Origin of the sequence: Acinetobacter sp. TAC-1 (assembly GCF_029025845.1) — a bacterium.
Taxonomy (GTDB): domain Bacteria; phylum Pseudomonadota; class Gammaproteobacteria; order Pseudomonadales; family Moraxellaceae; genus Acinetobacter; species Acinetobacter guillouiae.
This window is the reverse complement of the sequence record NZ_CP118892.1, coordinates 4,577,922-4,594,730: the sequence shown is the minus strand read 5'-3', so window position 1 is coordinate 4,594,730 and position 16,809 is coordinate 4,577,922. Positions and strand designations below refer to the sequence as shown.

Annotated in this window: 18 protein-coding genes; 10 read left to right on the top strand and 8 right to left on the bottom strand. The window is 38.8% G+C overall.

The window, feature by feature from the left end:
- The first annotated feature begins 116 nt into the window (after positions 1-116).
- The 5 genes from urtA (at position 117) to urtE (ending at position 5,768) form a co-directional block, all read left to right on the top strand.
- A complete protein-coding gene (urtA, locus tag PYV58_RS21515; protein WP_034611328.1) occupies positions 117-1,406 on the top strand; it encodes an urea ABC transporter substrate-binding protein in 1,290 nt (429 codons plus the stop codon).
- A gap of 101 nt (positions 1,407-1,507) precedes the next feature.
- Entirely contained in the window at positions 1,508-3,148 is a 1,641-nt protein-coding gene (urtB, locus tag PYV58_RS21510; protein WP_034611193.1) for an urea ABC transporter permease subunit UrtB, read from the top strand.
- 4 nt (positions 3,149-3,152) lie between these two features.
- Positions 3,153-4,223: an urea ABC transporter permease subunit UrtC gene (gene urtC / locus PYV58_RS21505; RefSeq protein ID WP_004718664.1), complete on the top strand. Its 1,071-nt coding sequence runs from the start codon at positions 3,153-3,155 to the stop codon at positions 4,221-4,223.
- Positions 4,224-4,234: 11 nt separating this feature from the next.
- Entirely contained in the window at positions 4,235-5,059 is an 825-nt protein-coding gene (gene urtD / locus PYV58_RS21500; RefSeq protein WP_171077748.1) for an urea ABC transporter ATP-binding protein UrtD, read from the top strand.
- Between the two features lie 10 nt (positions 5,060-5,069).
- A complete protein-coding gene (urtE, locus tag PYV58_RS21495; protein ID WP_034611201.1) occupies positions 5,070-5,768 on the top strand; it encodes an urea ABC transporter ATP-binding subunit UrtE in 699 nt (232 codons plus the stop codon).
- Between the two features lie 62 nt (positions 5,769-5,830).
- Here urtE and PYV58_RS21490 read toward each other — a convergent pair whose 3' ends face one another.
- From PYV58_RS21490 to PYV58_RS21480, 3 genes are all read right to left on the bottom strand, one after another.
- The gene (locus tag PYV58_RS21490; RefSeq protein WP_034611205.1) at positions 5,831-6,571 is read right to left on the bottom strand and encodes a hypothetical protein; all 741 of its coding nucleotides are present in this window, start codon (positions 6,569-6,571) and stop codon (positions 5,831-5,833) included.
- Between the two features lie 106 nt (positions 6,572-6,677).
- The gene (locus PYV58_RS21485) at positions 6,678-7,181 is read right to left on the bottom strand and encodes a GNAT family N-acetyltransferase (RefSeq protein ID WP_034611209.1); all 504 of its coding nucleotides are present in this window, start codon (positions 7,179-7,181) and stop codon (positions 6,678-6,680) included.
- Positions 7,182-7,294: 113 nt separating this feature from the next.
- A complete protein-coding gene (locus tag PYV58_RS21480; RefSeq protein ID WP_004718652.1) occupies positions 7,295-8,017 on the bottom strand; it encodes an outer membrane protein OmpK in 723 nt (240 codons plus the stop codon).
- Positions 8,018-8,520: 503 nt separating this feature from the next.
- Between PYV58_RS21480 and PYV58_RS21475 the strand changes: the two genes are divergently transcribed.
- The 4 genes from PYV58_RS21475 (at position 8,521) to PYV58_RS21460 (ending at position 11,227) form a co-directional block, all read left to right on the top strand.
- A complete protein-coding gene (locus PYV58_RS21475; RefSeq protein ID WP_034611213.1) occupies positions 8,521-8,880 on the top strand; it encodes an HPF/RaiA family ribosome-associated protein in 360 nt (119 codons plus the stop codon).
- A gap of 195 nt (positions 8,881-9,075) precedes the next feature.
- The gene (locus PYV58_RS21470; RefSeq protein WP_034611217.1) at positions 9,076-9,618 is read left to right on the top strand and encodes an ankyrin repeat domain-containing protein; all 543 of its coding nucleotides are present in this window, start codon (positions 9,076-9,078) and stop codon (positions 9,616-9,618) included.
- Positions 9,619-9,633: 15 nt separating this feature from the next.
- Complete coding sequence (locus PYV58_RS21465) at positions 9,634-10,401, top strand: transporter (RefSeq protein WP_004818363.1); 768 nt, start codon at positions 9,634-9,636, stop codon at positions 10,399-10,401.
- Between the two features lie 145 nt (positions 10,402-10,546).
- Positions 10,547-11,227 carry a glutathione S-transferase family protein gene (locus PYV58_RS21460; protein WP_275059679.1) on the top strand — a complete coding sequence of 227 codons (681 nt, stop codon included), beginning with the start codon at positions 10,547-10,549 and terminating at the stop codon, positions 11,225-11,227.
- A gap of 15 nt (positions 11,228-11,242) precedes the next feature.
- On the opposite strand, the gene PYV58_RS21455 is transcribed toward PYV58_RS21460, so the two are convergent.
- From PYV58_RS21455 to PYV58_RS21445, 3 genes are all read right to left on the bottom strand, one after another.
- Positions 11,243-12,430 (bottom strand): GGDEF domain-containing protein, encoded by a 1,188-nt coding sequence (locus PYV58_RS21455; protein ID WP_034611226.1) that lies wholly within the window; start codon positions 12,428-12,430, stop codon positions 11,243-11,245.
- Between the two features lie 184 nt (positions 12,431-12,614).
- Positions 12,615-13,217: a GGDEF domain-containing protein gene (locus tag PYV58_RS21450; protein WP_034611229.1), complete on the bottom strand. Its 603-nt coding sequence runs from the start codon at positions 13,215-13,217 to the stop codon at positions 12,615-12,617.
- A 332-nt stretch (positions 13,218-13,549) separates the two neighbouring features.
- Complete coding sequence (locus PYV58_RS21445; RefSeq protein WP_004818371.1) at positions 13,550-14,464, bottom strand: alpha/beta hydrolase; 915 nt, start codon at positions 14,462-14,464, stop codon at positions 13,550-13,552.
- 153 nt (positions 14,465-14,617) lie between these two features.
- Between PYV58_RS21445 and PYV58_RS21440 the strand changes: the two genes are divergently transcribed.
- Complete coding sequence (locus PYV58_RS21440) at positions 14,618-15,049, top strand: DUF2147 domain-containing protein (RefSeq protein ID WP_034611232.1); 432 nt, start codon at positions 14,618-14,620, stop codon at positions 15,047-15,049.
- 65 nt (positions 15,050-15,114) lie between these two features.
- Here PYV58_RS21440 and PYV58_RS21435 read toward each other — a convergent pair whose 3' ends face one another.
- Together PYV58_RS21435 and PYV58_RS21430 are read right to left on the bottom strand one after the other, a co-directional pair.
- Complete coding sequence (locus PYV58_RS21435) at positions 15,115-15,471, bottom strand: Spx/MgsR family RNA polymerase-binding regulatory protein (RefSeq protein WP_034611235.1); 357 nt, start codon at positions 15,469-15,471, stop codon at positions 15,115-15,117.
- Positions 15,472-15,988: 517 nt separating this feature from the next.
- Positions 15,989-16,807 carry an exodeoxyribonuclease III gene (locus PYV58_RS21430; protein WP_004818376.1) on the bottom strand — a complete coding sequence of 273 codons (819 nt, stop codon included), beginning with the start codon at positions 16,805-16,807 and terminating at the stop codon, positions 15,989-15,991.
- Positions 16,808-16,809: the final 2 nt, after the last annotated feature.

Here is a 16,809-nt window from a genome sequence, read left to right as displayed (position 1 = left end):
ATTCAACGATAAAATCACAAATTCTCCACTTGGCATAAAAATTGAATTAAGCCTGTCAGGTAAAAGCAAAATCGCGCATTCAAAAATGCACCAAAAGGTTTGGAGAGAAAAAGATGATGTTCCAACAAAAAATGTTTTCAAAAACACTTCTCGCTGTGGCAATGATGGGGAGCATTGCGCTGACGGCTTGCTCAAAACCCGCAGATAAAACGGAAGCGAAACCCGCAGCAGAAAATAAATCGGCAACTGCTACAGGCGGTGACACAATTAAAGTAGGCATCTTGCATTCATTGTCTGGAACCATGGCAATCTCTGAAACGTCGCTTAAAGATACGGCACTGATGGCAATCAATGAAATTAATGCCAAAGGTGGGGTGATGGGGAAAAAGCTTGAGCCCGTTGTCGTCGATCCTGCATCAGACTGGCCATTATTTGCTGAAAAAGCCCGCCAGTTAATAACTCAGGACAAAGTCGCTGTCATTTTTGGCTGCTGGACTTCAGTTTCTCGTAAATCAGTGTTACCAGTTGTAGAGGAGCTCAATGGTCTGTTGTTCTATCCAGTGCAATACGAAGGCCAAGAACAGTCTAAAAATATTTTTTATACAGGCGCAGCACCTAACCAACAAGCGATTCCTGCTGTTGAATACTTGATGGGTGAAGAGGGAGGTAAGGCACAACGTTTTGTCTTATTAGGTACTGACTACGTCTACCCGCGAACCACCAACAAAATTTTACGTGCATTCTTAAAGTCTAAAGGTGTTGCCGATGCAGACATCATGGAAGAATACACACCATTTGGACACAGTAATTATCAAACCATCGTCGGCAATATTAAGAAATTCGCCGCAGGTAAAAAGACTGCGGTTATTTCCACCATCAATGGCGATTCTAACGTACCGTTCTATCGTGAATTGGGTAACCAAGGCATAAAAGCTTCGGATATTCCTGTGATGGCTTTTTCAGTCGGTGAAGAAGAATTACGCGGGATCGACACCAAACCACTGGTCGGGCATTTGGCATCTTGGAACTACTTCATGTCTGTGAAAAATCCAGTGAATACCGAATTCGTCAATAAGATGAAGCAATATGCAGTGGAATATAAGCTACCCAATGCCAGTAAATTGGTGACCAATGACCCAATGGAAGCCACCTATGTTGGCATCAATATGTGGAAACAAGCCGTTGAAAAAGCGGGAACAACGGATGTGGACAAAGTCCGTGAAGCGATGGCGGGTCAAAGTTTTAAAGCTCCGTCAGGCTATACCTTAAGTATGGATGCTACTAATCATCACTTACATAAGCCAGTGATGATTGGACAAATTCGTGGTGATGGGCAATTTGATGTGGTTTACAAGAGCCCGCAACCGATCAAAGCGGAACCATGGAGCCCGTACATTCCTAAATAAAGACTTTACGACCCCAAAAGCCCGCTATATGCATAGTGGGCTTAACTGATGACTCAACTTTAAAGGTCATTGTATTTAAACAAAAATAGGGGGAGTTGCACATGTCACTTAGACTGAAACTTGCAGCACTTTTTTTTACGATCTCTCAATTATTTCTTATTCAACAGATTTTTGCTGAATCTGTGCATAGTGTGCAATCGTCATCCGCTCAGCCAACGGCAAGTCATGATGATGTCATTCAAAAATTTGTACGTGCAGATTTTGCAAAGCGTCGAGCGATGCTGAATCAATGGCCAGCAAGTATAGACGAGCTTGATAAGCTGGTGGCCTATGTCGAAAACGACGAGCTTTATACCGACAGTTCGGGCAATACCTACATCATGAAAGCTGGCGATAAACTGTTCAGTTATCCAGATGAACAGGCAATTACTGATTGGCCAGGTGATTTAAATCAAGTGACGCTGGTCAACACTTTGCATAAAGCCTTGAGCTTTGGTCAGGCGAAGATCAAGTTACAGTCCCCAGACGCATCACAGCGATTGGCTGCGATTGATATCTTGGAGAATAATTTAGATGAACTGGATATCAAGGTCATCAACCAACTTTATCTCAATGAAAAAAATAATAAAGTGAAGGCACGTTTAGCCCAGTTAAAAGCACGAATTGATTTTAATAGTCCAGATACGCTTACCAAAATTCAGGCGGTTAAAACACTAAAAGATTCTAGTCGTCCTGATGTTTTGGCGATCATCGAACAAGCGCTAACACAGCCAAATTTAAATCCAGAATTAAAGGCTGCATTGGTCAGTGCGCAAAGTAGTATTAAAACCCGCATTCAAGCCAGTGAATGGACAGGACATGTTTTTTCAGGCCTCAGTACCGCAAGTATTTTATTGCTCGCAGCATTAGGACTTGCGATTACTTATGGCTTACTCGGTGTGATCAATATGGCGCATGGCGAGTTGATCATGATCGGTGCTTATACCACTTATGTGGTGCAAAGTTTCTTTAAAATCCATTTGGGTGCTTATGTGGATTGGTACCTGATTGCAGCAATTCCAGCAGCATTTTTAGTCAGTGCTTTGATTGGCATGTTGATAGAACGAACCGTGATTCGCCCGTTGTATGGCCGTCAGTTAGAAACCCTGTTGGCGACCTTTGGTGTCAGCCTTATTTTGATGCAATTGGTCCGGATGATTTTTGGTGCGCAGAATGTTGAAGTATCAAATATTTCATGGCTGTCAGGCGGGATTTCGCTTACACCTAGTTTGATGCTGCCGTATAACCGTATCGCGATCATCGTCTTCACCATCGCTGTATTACTTTTACTGGTTTACCTGCTCAATAAAACCCGATTTGGTCTATTCGTCCGTGCAGTCACGCAAAACCGTCAGATGGCACGTGCTGTCGGTATCCGTTCTGCCCGAATCGATATGATGGCCTTTGGATTGGGTTCAGGGCTTGCAGGGCTGGCAGGCTGTGCCTTGGCACAAGTCGGCAATGTCGGACCTGACTTAGGACAAAACTATATTATTGATGCTTTCCTTGTGGTTGTAGTGGGTGGCGTTGGTCAGGTTTGGGGTGCTGTGCTTGCCGCATTAGGTTTAGGTGTGAGTGGAACAATTCTCGAAATTGGTATGGGCGCAGTGCTCGCCAAAATTATTCTCTTGGTTCTTGTGATTCTGTTTATTCAAAAACGCCCACAAGGTTTATTCGCTATCAAAGGTCGTTTTGTGGAGTAAGCCTATGAAAATCACATCATTACTTTCAGATAAACCCTATAGTGCAATCGCCATTGCTGTATGTTTCGCTGTGATGCTGATTCTGCCGTGGTTTCATGTGTTACCACAAGATTCAGCCTTACACCTCTCAGCATATTGGGTGACTTTGATTGGTAAAATCATGTGTCTCGCCTTGGTTGCACTGGCTTTGGATCTGGTCTGGGGTTATGCCGGCATTCTAAGTCTGGGGCATGGGTTATATTTTGCTTTGGGTGGTTATGCTTTTGGTATGTACCTGATGCGAGAGTCAGCAGGCGAGCAATTACCTGACTTTATGCGCTTTCTCAGTTGGACTGAGCTGCCTTGGTATTGGGTCGGAACCCAGCATTTCTTATGGGCTTTGGCTTTGGTGATTTTGGTACCAGGCGTGATTGCCTTTATCTTTGGATTCTTTGCATTTCGTTCCAAAATTAAAGGTGTGTATTTTTCGATTATCACCCAAGCCATGACTTTTGCTGCTGCACTGTTGTTCTTCCGCAATGAAACAGGTTTTGGCGGGAACAATGGCTTTACTGGATTTAAAACTATTCTTGGGATGGATATTACCTCTGCTTCTATGCGAGCAACATTATGTTTCCTTACGGCCTTAGTGTTGTTACTCAGCTTTATCGGCTTACGTAGTTTAATGAATAAGCCTTATGGTCGAGTATTGGGGGCAATCCGTGATAGTGAAAACCGGTTGCAATATTTAGGCTATCGTACCTTGTGGTACAAACTCTCGGCATGGGTCCTTTCAGCGGTGATTGCCGGAATTGCAGGTGCCTTGTATGTCCCACAAGCAGGCATCATTAACCCAAGCGAAATGAATCCTGTGAATTCGATTGAAATGGCGGTTTGGGTTGCAGCAGGTGGTCGTGGCACATTGATTGGCCCAATTCTAGGTGCAGGTCTGATCAATGGAGTTAAAACCTATTTTACCGTTGCATATCCTGAAATATGGTTATTGATCCTTGGTGCATTATTTATCGTTGTAACCATCTTCCTCCCTAAAGGGGTGATTGGATTGCTTGAGCGCTTTAAAAAGGAGGATCACTAATGTCAGAGCTATTGTCAGATTTGGGCTTAAATTCGCAACATGGCGGTCAAATCGGTGAGGGTTATGGTCGTCCTAAAGCTGAAGGTGCTGATTTCAGTCATGGTATTGCGCTTTACTTAGAGAAAGTCAGTGTATGGTTTGATTCTTTCCGCGCTTTAAATGATTTGTCTCTTTACATTGAAGAAGGGGAGTTGCGCTGCATTATTGGGCCAAATGGTGCGGGAAAAACCACATTGATGGATGTGATCACTGGTAAAACACGTCCTACCGAAGGTTCTGCTTTTTTTGGTCAAAACTATGATCTTGCCAAAATGAGTACTGAACAAATTGCAGAAGCGGGTATTGGTCGTAAGTTTCAGAAACCGACTGTATTTGAAAATTTTACAGTGATGGAAAATCTGCTCCTTGCTGCACCAAAAGACAAAACCGTGAAAAAAAGTTTTTTTAGCAAGCTAAGTCCCGATGCACAGTTGGCTTTGGATGAGTCGTTGCAACAGATTCGTTTACAAGAGTTTATTCAAAAGCCTGCGGGGTTGTTATCACATGGACAAAAGCAGTGGCTTGAAATTGGCATGCTGTTGATGCAACGACCTAAACTGATCTTATTGGATGAGCCTGTAGCGGGAATGACCGATGCTGAAACTGAACGCACAGCAGAGTTATGTTTGGAATTAAAAAAGAATCATACCTTGATTGTGGTCGAGCATGATATGAGCTTTATCGACACCATCAGTGAGAAAGTTACGGTTCTGGCACAAGGCGCCATTCTTGCAGAAGGAACCTTGGCGGAAGTACAAGCCAATGAAGATGTGATTGAAAAGTATTTAGGACGTTAAGGGGAGCAATATGCTAGAAATAAAAGACGTCAATCAATTTTATGGGGGCAGTCACATTCTCCGTGATGTGACTTTAACTGCGCCGATTGGAGAGTGTTCCGTAGTTTTAGGACGGAATGGTGTGGGTAAAACCACCTTATTAAAATGTTTGATGGGAATTTTACCAATTAAGTCTGGGCAAATCTTATTGGATGGCAAAGACATTGCTAAAATGAGCCCTGAACAGCGTGTACGCGCGGGTTTGGCTTATGTTCCTCAAGGGCGTGATATTTTTTCTACACTCACAGTAGAGGAAAATATTTTGATCGGCATGGCAAAATTTTCAGGTGAAAAAACCCGTAAAGTTCCTGAGGACTTATATGAAATTTTTCCTGTCTTAGATGAAATGAAACATCGCCGTGGCGGTGATTTATCGGGTGGGCAGCAACAGCAATTAGCCATTGCACGTGCTTTAGCCTCCGAACCGAAAGTTTTGATTTTAGATGAACCGACCGAAGGAATTCAGCCTTCGATTATCAAAGACATTGGTCGAGTGATTCGCAAATTGGCTGATGGTGGCGAAATGGCGATTGTACTGGTCGAGCAATTTTATGATTTTGCTGAGGAATTGGCAGATAACTATACCGTCATGGCACGTGGACAAGTGGTGGCTCAAGGCATCGGTGAAGAAATGCCTGAAAAGGGGATCCGTGATTTAGTGGCGATATAACAGAATCGTAAAAACATTTTGTTCACCTCCCTGAGTCAAGGGAGGTGTGGTGAAACCCTATATTATTGAGGCTCAACTTTCTGATAAGAGCCCGTTGATGAAACATTCATACCAAAACCACAATCGGCTTGTTCATTTAATTCTTCCACTTCAATAAAATTGCCTAAAGAGGTGTTATAAGTGAAATTAATGTCAATTTGACAATTTTCAAAATGATAGCTTGCTTTCTTGGCATGAAGAGGCATTTCTGTTTCAAACTCGCCAATATTTGGACCATAAATTAGGCTTCGAGCACCCATCCATAGACCAGTGAATTGAATGAGATATTTCTGATCACGTTTTTTAATGGTGATATTGTTCCATTCGCCAAAACCTGCATAACTGGCATATTCTCCTGTTAAGTCATTGTTTGGTTTTGGTGTTACTAACTTTTTTAAATTAAATTGACTGGTTTTTGTGGGTTTAATTTGAAACCACGCTCTTGCCCATAAGGGTTGATTGAGTTTGCTATACGTTAAACCCACATTATTATTGGCAATGTCGATGTCATTATCTGAAACCCGAATGCCAGTGTCTTCTTCACCCACAGACTGACAAAAAGCACTCCAAGATGCTTGTCTTTGAAACTGATCAAGCGCTTTTTTATAGTTTCTCTGGTCGTAAAATTTTTGTCCCAATTTACGATATTGACTGAGTTTGGCACAACCCTGTTTTATATTTTGTTCATCGTAGTCAGCAGCATGGCTTGCTGTATTAAGTATCAATGCAAATGGTGCCAATAGACTGATTATCATTTTATTCATCGATATTCGCTCTGAAGTTCAGCAATATTGTTTATGGTTATACAACAGATTTTGAAAAAGCGACAAAAAAATTTTACGACGGATGCTGTATAAATACTGCTCTATTTTAATCAAAATTTAATTGCATCAACACCAAATCACGCCACTTCCCAAATTTTTGTCCGACTTGTGGCATATAACCTGTTTGTTTAAATCCGAGTTGTTGGTGGAGATAAATCGAACCAGTATTTTCGTGGTCAATTGCAGCAACCATAACGTGGATATTGTGCTGTTGAGCATGTTCAATCAATTTCAGCATTAAGCGTTTACCGAGCCCTTGTCGAGTAAATTTTGGGTCGATATAAACAGAGTGCTCAACTGTATATAGATAACCGTTGATTGCTCTAAAGCTTGCATAATCGGCATAGCCTGCAATGGCATGAGTCGCTGTTTCTTCAGCAACAAAAAGTGGAAATTGCTGTTGTTGTAATTCTAGAAACCACTGCTGGTAATCTGCGAAAGTCTTTAATTGGCTGTTCCATGTTGCTAAACCTGTTGCAATTTCATGATTATAAATACGCATAATCTCAGTTAGGTCAGAAGCTTGAGCGGGGCGGATCTGAAAATTCATGGATACAGGTCAATGGAAAATTGATAGGGGTATTCTAAAAAGAATTATTTTTAAGGGCAATAAAAAAAGCAAAACCGAAGTTTTGCTTTCTGATCAATGGATTTAGCTCAGTCTTAGAAATGATACTTGATTAAAGCACTGACATTATTTTCGTCTTTGCCTGGAACACCATATTTGTTGTGCCATACAGAGTGTTCAACACCAAGATATAGACGCGTATCTGGAGAAATGTGTTTACCCGCATTCCATTTCCATTGTGTCGTCCAGTTCAACTCGCTTGAGTGAGCGACTTGATCTTTTTCTGCAGTTGACCAATCAAGGAAACCGTCCACAAGAAATTCTTCAGATGCAATTTTAAATGGAATTCCATAAGTAAATGTCAATTGATAGTCATCTTCTTGGATTTCATTATTGGCACGGTAGAAATTTAATTGCGCATATTGAAAATAAGGAATGGCTAAATCAACACCAACACCGTATAGGTAGTTGTTCATGTCTTTACCACCTTCCCAAGTGGTCGCGATTAATACGTCTTTAATTGGGCCTAATTCAAGTTTTTTCCCAGAAACAGCACCTAAGCTAAGACGTGGGGAAACCTCAAAATAAGTATCCGACTGACCATCACTGTTGGTACGGTCAGCAAAAGCAAAGAAATCACCGTATTTAAGTTTTGCAGCATACTCAAAAGTGATGGTAGATTGTTTCTCATCTGGTGTTAATTCATAGTTTTCACCATAAAGACCAGTAATACTAAAATCTTGCCAAACAGGCGCAGCTTGAGCCAAAGTTGCAGTTGAAGCGATTGCGCAGATAGCCGCAATTTGTGTAAGTTTCATGAATTCTTCCTTTCCCCCAAGAAAAGCGCTTCAAGAATACAGATTCTTAAATAAAAATAAAGCGAAAATTAGATGGAATGAAAATAAATATGTAAACATCAAGAGGTGAAATGTTTTAAAACGTGAGTCGCATATTTAAAGCAAAGATTTAAAATTTATATCCATTAAAAGCTTAAGAATTAAACATAGTTGATGTTTTTAGTTGGAATTAGCCATTAAAAAATCAATTAAATCATTTAATTATAAAGTAACGTAACAAGATGTCATTTTTCATATTCTTTTCATAAAAAAGTTAAAAATCTACTTGCATATTTTCCAATATGGCCTGATATTGAATGTATAAGAACACCTATCTGCAGATCGTTAAAAGTGTTCATCTTTGCAATAGAGGAGTTACGGTTCCAATTTATTGTAGGTGAAAAGCTGTCTTATACAGCAGGCGCAAAGTGTGCCGTAAATATAAGTTTTGCACTCGTTTTTTGATTAGAAAGAGGATGTTTTTTATGAATATAGAAATCCGTACAGATAAAAATATTAGAAATAGTGATCGTTTAATTACTTACGTACGCGATGAGCTAAATCAAGAATTCCAACGTCATAGCGAACGAATTACCCAGTTTTCAGTTCATATCAGTGATGAGAACGGTGACAAAGGTGGGGCGGATGATATCCAGTGTATGATTGAGGTCAAAGCAGCGGGTTTGAAGCCAGTCGTGGTAAAACATCGAGCGAAAAACATTGATCTTTCATTACACGGTGCGATAGATCGCGTAAAGCGTAGCCTAGAGCACGTATTAGAAAAAATTGAAAATCCACGTGGTGGAAAACTAGAACTTGCTGATGCTGATGCAGATGAAGCATGATCTGATAAAAAGCCCTTCGGGGCTTTTTTATGGTCTTCAATTTTATTGTTCTAAAAGAGTTAGGGATTGTCTTCTTTGTCATAAATGAACAATAAATGCCATTTATAAAATAAAAGCGACACGATTAAAATTTTTCAAAGCTATTTTAAAAATATTCGTCATAATGCTGTATAGGAATAGAATAGTGAGATCAACATGTTATCAGCACAACAACAAGTCTTTATACAGGCTTTAGAAGATTTAGACCTTGCTCAAGTCAAACGTTTGCTTGCAGATGGATTTGATCCTAACTTTATGGAGCCTGAAAAAGGGCCAGCTGTTTCAATTTGGTCAGATGGATTGTTTAAATGGTGGGAAAAAATTTGTGATGCCTATGAAGCAGGTGATCCTTTAACAGCAGAACAAAAAGCGCAAGATTTACAACCACATTTAGATATCTTGGATGCTCTAATAAATGCCAAAGCAAATTTTTATTTGTGGGATGCTGAAGAGTGCTATGGTCCATTGTGGGATGCTGCAAGCGCAGCCTGTGTACCTGCAATTGACAAGCTTTTAGATCATAAGGTTGATCCGAATACCAAAGATGAAGAAGGTAAAACCATTTTATCTTCGATCAGTGATTTGTTCTTTGATTGTGAATTTGATCAAATAGATTGGTCTCAGGCTTTACCTGAAGAGAAAGAATCTTTAGAGTTACTACGTAGTCGCGGTGCGAAAATGTCCAAAGAATTATCGTAAATTTTGAGTCTTGATATGGCAATTTTAAATAGAATCACATTAGCCCTTGCTTCGAGTCTAAGTATAAGCGCAATGGCAGCAGAATTTTCTTTTGATCGTCCTGGAACAGGTTTCGGAACAGGAATCACGCCAGTGGGTCAATTGGCTTGGGAGCAAGGTCTTCCAAGTGCGACCTATACAGAAACTAAAGTAGATGGCGCAAAAGCAAAAACTGTAACCCTCAATGGCGATATGCTGCTCCGTACTGGTTTAACCTCAAGTATGGAATTACAGTTAGGCTGGCAGGGTCCAGCTTGGACACAAACCAAATACAAAGGCATGAAAGAGGATGACTCTGGCTTAGGTGATGTTTCTATTGGGATTAAAAAAGCCATCGACTTAAAAGATGATAAATTATCTATGGCGATTTTGGCTCAAGCCTTGATTGCAACGGGCAATGATGGTTTTAGTGAAGAAGATGATATTTATAGCATCGGCACATCATTAGCTTATCAGTATAACGATTTGGTCAATACTGGAATCACCATGAACTATGCTGTGCAAGATGGGCATTGGTCAGTGACCGCTGTACCTACTGTTGGTTATAAAATTGCAGGTAATCTTTCAGGGTTCTCTGAGTTTGTTTATTCAAAAACAGAAAGCCAAGACTATAAGTATGGTCTAGGCTCTGGTTTGATCTATGCAGTCAATGAACGTACCCAACTTGATGGAAGTGTTGGTGTCGATTTGGAAGGGCGAGATCGTAGTTATAAAGCTGGTTTAGGTGTGGCATTCTTATTCTAATCAATTCAGTCTGATACATCGTCAAGGAGTAGTTGATCTACTCCTTGATTTGTTTTAAAAGCGAACATTTTTTGAAATGCTTTTAGAACAGTCTTATCTTGTGTATGCTGAGTTCAAAATAAGCAATAAATACAGGAGTATTAGAATGTTAGAACTGTTTATTGGTGATAAAAATTATTCGACGTGGTCGATGCGACCTTGGTTAGTAATTCAGCATTTCAACATTCCATTTACAGAGCATCTTATTGCTTTCGATCACTTTGATGTCGATAGCCAATTTAAACAAAGTATTTTAAAAATAAACCCAACTGGCAAAGTCCCAGCCTTAGTGGACGATGGCTTTTTAATTTGGGATTCGTTGGCGATTTGTGAATATCTGGCAGAAAAGTTTCCTGAAAAACACTTGTGGCCTCAAGATGTAAAACAACGTGCGCGCGCAAGATCGATGTCCGCTGAAATGCACAGTAGTTTAATGGCTTTGCGTAGTTGTTGTGATATGAATTTAGATGTTGATTTAAAGCATATTGGGGCACAGCTTTGGCAGGAAAATTTAAAACTACAGCACGATGTAAAACGGATTGAACAATTATGGTCGGAGCGACCACATCCTGACAGTTTTTTATGTGCTGATGAATTTACGATTGTCGATGCTTTTTATGCGCCAGTTGTGATGCGTTTCATCGGTTATGGCATTGCCGTATCAGCGAACAGTCAGCGTTATATCGACAAGATATTAGCGGTCCCTGCTGTACAACAATGGATAGCAGAAGCCCATGTAGAATTTCGATTTGTAGCGTGTGAAGAGCAATATCGTAGCCAAGTTTAATCTAGTGAATACCGCTTAAGCTATTTCATTGATTTGAGCATGATAGAGCTGGACTTGATTGCGCCCGGATTGTTTGGCCCGATATAGCGCTTTGTCTGCGAGATGAATAATTTTGCTGATATTGTCATCATCATTCGAGGTGGCAATACCAAAACTGGCGGTCAGCTGAACATAATGATGATCAAGCGATTCAAGCACTTGGTTTTGAATCGCCAATCGGCAGCGTTCAGCAAGTGCTTGAGCAATGTTTAAAGAAGTTTCAGGCATGGCAATAATAAATTCTTCACCGCCATAACGAGCCACAATATCTGACTGACGAATGTGAGATGATAATAATTTGGCAACCTGACACAATGCTTCATCACCAAAATGATGCCCATATAAATCATTGATTTCTTTGAAATGATCAATATCAATCAAGATAATGGCGTAGTGGGTTTGCTTATTTTGGATATCATCAAGCTTTTCATTAAAAAAACGACGATTATATAAATTGGTCAGTGGATCCGTTTCACTGAGTTTTTTAATTAATGATTCTCTATAGCGCCACTGAGACAGCAAAATTTCACATAAAATCAAACATACAATTAAAATAGGGACTATAAAATACAACATCGTTCCCACCCAGAAGGTATTGTCATGCCGATTATTTTCCAACAGATGTTCATTAAAAATTGGAGCGTACGGAATGATGCGCCAATAGGTACAGAACATCATTGCAATATAGAACAGCAGGGCGGTACTAATTTGCAGATAAATAATTTTTCTATTGAATAAGATTAAACCCACACCAGAAATACACACGAATGCAAAAACAGTGGCTGGACTATAGATACCGACAAGAAAGCCATCAGCAAGCATTAAGATAATAAAAATACTGATGACGATATGGGGGAGGATGGTATTTGCCCATTTTTTATTCTGAAAGAAATAACAAAATGCGATCAGGAAAAAAAGCAGTAGGGTGGAGCCAGCATTGACCATAAGTTGTGAACGAATCAAGGAGATATTGACCCATTGCCAAGTTTCTGGATTGAATAAAATAAAAACTTTCCACGCAATCCATGATAAATGAAGGGCAACAGTCAGGAACAGAATCAAGATACATTTATGTAAACTGCTCCAATTCATAATGATATTTGAATCTAATTGTTGTTTCAGCTTTTGCCAGTAATGATTAAGTCCTATATTCGATACCTTCATTCATAATTATTCCAGGTTTTTTCAGTTTGCTATTCATTAAGTACTGATTAATAATTTTTTAAATTATAGTGATTAAAATTTATTAAAACAAAGAATTGTTATCATTTATTTGTTAATAAAAGAATATTTTATTATTAATATAAAATAAATAGTGGTGTAATTAATTTTTAAATATATAGCTGTTTTAAGATAAAACACCTGTACCCGTATAACAAGCTTTGCGATTGGTTTTCGCAATATATAACGCTTGGTCTGCTTGCTGCAATACCGCATTACTCATGCTGTCATGTTTAGAAACAGATGCACCACAACTTGTTTGAAGTGGAATGACTTTGTTATTGATCTTTAAATCATAATGATTCATTAAAAGTGATAGACGATTTGCGATATGATGAGCTTGATCTTGAGTAACATCACTGAGAATTAAAATAAATTCAGATTCGCTATAACGACCAACAAGATCTGTTTCACGGATATTTTGCAATAACTCTTGGGCGATTGCGGCTAAAGCCTTATGTGCGATTTTTAGAGTGTATTTATTCTTGATTTCACACCAGTTATCCACACTGAGTAAAACGATACCAAAATTTGATTCAGTCTGAGGATGTAACTCTTTTAAATAGGTATTAATTGCAAACTGATTATAAATACCTGTATGTGGGTCGATTTCCAGATTATTACTGAGTTGGTTTTTATGGATTAATTTGGCAATAAAAGAATGTTTCAATACTTGATTGAATAAGGAATGAATTTTACGTCGTTTTTCTGAATAAATTTTATTACGCATAATCTAATCCATCCACACTTGGATTTTTATTGTTGATACTTAGAATGTAGCAACTTATTGGCTTAAACTCAAACTAAAGTTGAAGTAAATACTTGAAGGATATATACATAATTTTAAAAAGTGTGATTAACTTTGTAGTATAGGTTAAGAGTCTATTCGGACTGGGAAAATCCCCTAAAAATAAATCTGACAAGAAATATAGTTCCAATGAATTGTATAATTATTATTCTAGTGAATGCTCATTTTGTTTAAATGGATGATTTTATTTTTAAAGGTGAACAACAGTTTGGCTTTTAAAGCGCTTGTTGTTCACCATTTGGTCAATATTGGGATTAATCTTTATCAATTTTATGAGCGAATTCAGCAATATCTGCTAAAGATTGTTTTGCTTCATCAAACCACGGGCTAAACATTTGGAAATTATGCCACATTCCCGTATACAGCTTGTAATTGACTTGCACGCCTGCAGCTTTGGCTTTTTCTTCGAAACGTTGCGCATCTGACAACAGAATCTCTTTAGAGCCAATTTGAACTAAAGTCGGTGGCAGCCCTGCAAAATCTCCAAATATAGGCGAAAGTGGGGGTAAAGAACGATCCATGTTTTTTGGTACGTAAAAATCAATACCAGATTCAAGCGCTTCGATTGACAGTAAAGCATCATGCTTCTGATTATAGCGTAGAGATTCACCTGTTAAAGTCAGGTCTAAGAAAGGTGACATCAGGATTAAGGCGCTTGGGAGTTGTTGTTTATTTTCTTGTTTGATGCGTAGAGCGAGTGCCAAAGCCAGATTTGCACCACAGGAATCACCAGAAACAATAATGTCTTTCGCTTGCACACCTTGATCTAAAAGTTGCTGATAAATATCATAAATCGCATCACCTGCTTCAGGAAATTTGCTTTCAGGTGCGAGCGGATAATCTACATGTAAAACTTGCATTTGCGTACGTGCAGCAACTTCAGATAAAAACGCACGATGGGTTTTGATTGAACCGACAAAAAATGCTCCACCATGAATATGAAAAATCATTTGAGTCGCATGCGCTTGCGGTTTAATTTCTTCTGCCCGAATCCCCGCAATGCGCAAAGAACGAATCTGTACATCTTTACGTTGTGGAAAAACACGTGCAAGTTGTTCTATTCCAAAACGTGCAGTTGCTGGGGGAAGATTGAAACGACTTGGAAATTTGAAGCTAGATTTAAGAATAGATTCTGTAAGATATTGTTTCAGAGCTGAGTTAATCTTCATGTTCCTTCCATATTGTTAAACTTTTGACTTTATTTTTGTTGATTTATCAACATTTGTTACAAGGGTACACTATATAGTCACATTCAAGAATTGCTAATTCGACGTAAATTTTTGATACTATAAAGCGTCAATTAGACTAGGGAAAACAAAACAATGAAAAAAATTGTACTTGCATTAGGCTTATTATCAGCAACAGTTCTTGCAAATGCTGCGGATCCACTCAATGGAACAGTTTGGAAAACAATTGATGACACAACGAAACAGCCCAAAGCAATTGTGAAATTCACTGAACAAAAAAATGGAACATTGACGGCAACGATTCAAAGTATTTTAACGCCAGGTGAAGAAAACTCTTGTACCAAATGTGAAGGTGCTTACCACAATAAATCATTGAAAGGTGTGACGATTGTCAATGGTCTAAAAAATGTTGGTGGTAAAAACTATGACAATGGTACGATTCTAGATCCTAAAAATGGCAAGACCTATAAGCTCAAAGGTGAACTTGCTGGTAACCAGTTAAAGTTACGTGGTTATATGGGTATTTCTGCTTTAGGTCGCAACCAAACTTGGGTGCGTGCAAACTAAGCAGATTGATTCACCACAACAAAAAGCCTGATCTATTGATCAGGCTTTTTGTTGCTCGATGATTTTTATGCTGTAAGTTTTAAAGCTTTAATTTTATCTTCATCAAAACCAATTACATACTGGCCATTTTGATCAATCACAGGGCGCTTGATTAAACTGGTGTGTGTGGTAAGTGCTTGAATCAGTGCTTGTTCACTCGACAAAGCCAGTTGTTGTTCTTGTTCACTGAGCTTTTTCCACGTTGTACCTTTTTTATTGAGTACAAGATCTTGCCCAATATGATCGAGCCATTGTTTAACCGTCTCTGCATCTATGCCTTGTTTTTTATAATCATGAAATTCATAACTCAAGCCAAGTTCAGTCAGTAAATCAAAAGCTTTTTTCATGGAGTTACAATTTTTGATTCCATAAATTTTCAACATGTCTTAACCTAATATTCAATTGTTTGATTTGACAGAAAGAGTAGCAAAATTGCCAATATGTACAGTATAAGAATAGATAAAATATTTTAAAAGGCGTGATTGCTGTCATCAGAATTTAACAATTTGCGCTTAATATTTTATTGAAGCGAGCAGTAGACTGGCTGATTAAATGATTTGAATCTAAAAAATAAAAAAATTGAAACTAAAGAAAATTGAAATTAAAAAAAGAGAAAACCCGCATCTAATCATCCTGATTATGCGGGTCTCATTACAACGTCCAATGTCACATCCTTGAAAAATAAATATTCAAAATACTTATTTCCTTTTCTTCCTACGGCGTCCTATCCTTTTGCTGTCATCCTGACAATGTCCCTGTGCCGTGCGTGTATAATGCGCTTGTTGATATGAAGAAAATATAAGATAACACGACAAAATTTGTAAGTTATTGCCTTATAATCAGTGAACACTTGTTCACAAAAATGCTCAATTTTTATTTAAAAATTGAGCATTGGGCTGTTTAAATTTGATAATCAATAATCACAGGGGCATGGTCGCTATACCATTCATCTTTATAGACCCAAGCATTGACTGTGCGATCTTTCCAGTCAGGTGAGCATGCTTGATAATCAATACGCCAACCGACATTTTTCGCACGCGCTTGTCCACGATTGGACCACCAAGAATACAGTTCTGCTTCTTTACGAACTTCACGAAATGTATCGACATAGCCTAGTTCATCATAAATATGATCTAACCAGGCACGTTCATGCGGTAAGCAACCTGACGATTTTTGGTTACCTGACCAGTTTTTAATATCGATTCGTTTATGCACGATGTTGTAATCGCCACAAACAATGATTGACTTATCTTCATCACGCCATTGTTTTAAAATTTTTCGATATTCTTCTAAGAAGTGATCTTTACGAGCTTGTGCTTCATCACCTGATGAACCTGAAGGTAAATACAGCGAGCAGATATGCACAGGTTTGGCTAAACCGACATCAAATTCCGCGCTAATAAAACGACCTTGACTATCGGCAAGTTCAAAACCCAAACCATTCTGGATCGATTTAAACGGCAAGCGACTGTAAATCGCTGTACCTGCATAGCCTGATTTTTCCGCAGGGAACAAATGGGTAAACCAACCTTCGGGTTTAAATTTATCGGTCCACTGTTCATGCGTAATACGGCTTTCTTGGATACAGATCACGTCTGCATCTGACTTTTCCATCCATTCAAGTAGGCCTTTAGTGACGGATGAACGTAAGCCATTTACGTTAATTGAGACAACTCTTAAAATTTTTTGATCACTTGGATAGCTACTCTTTGGTATCATGC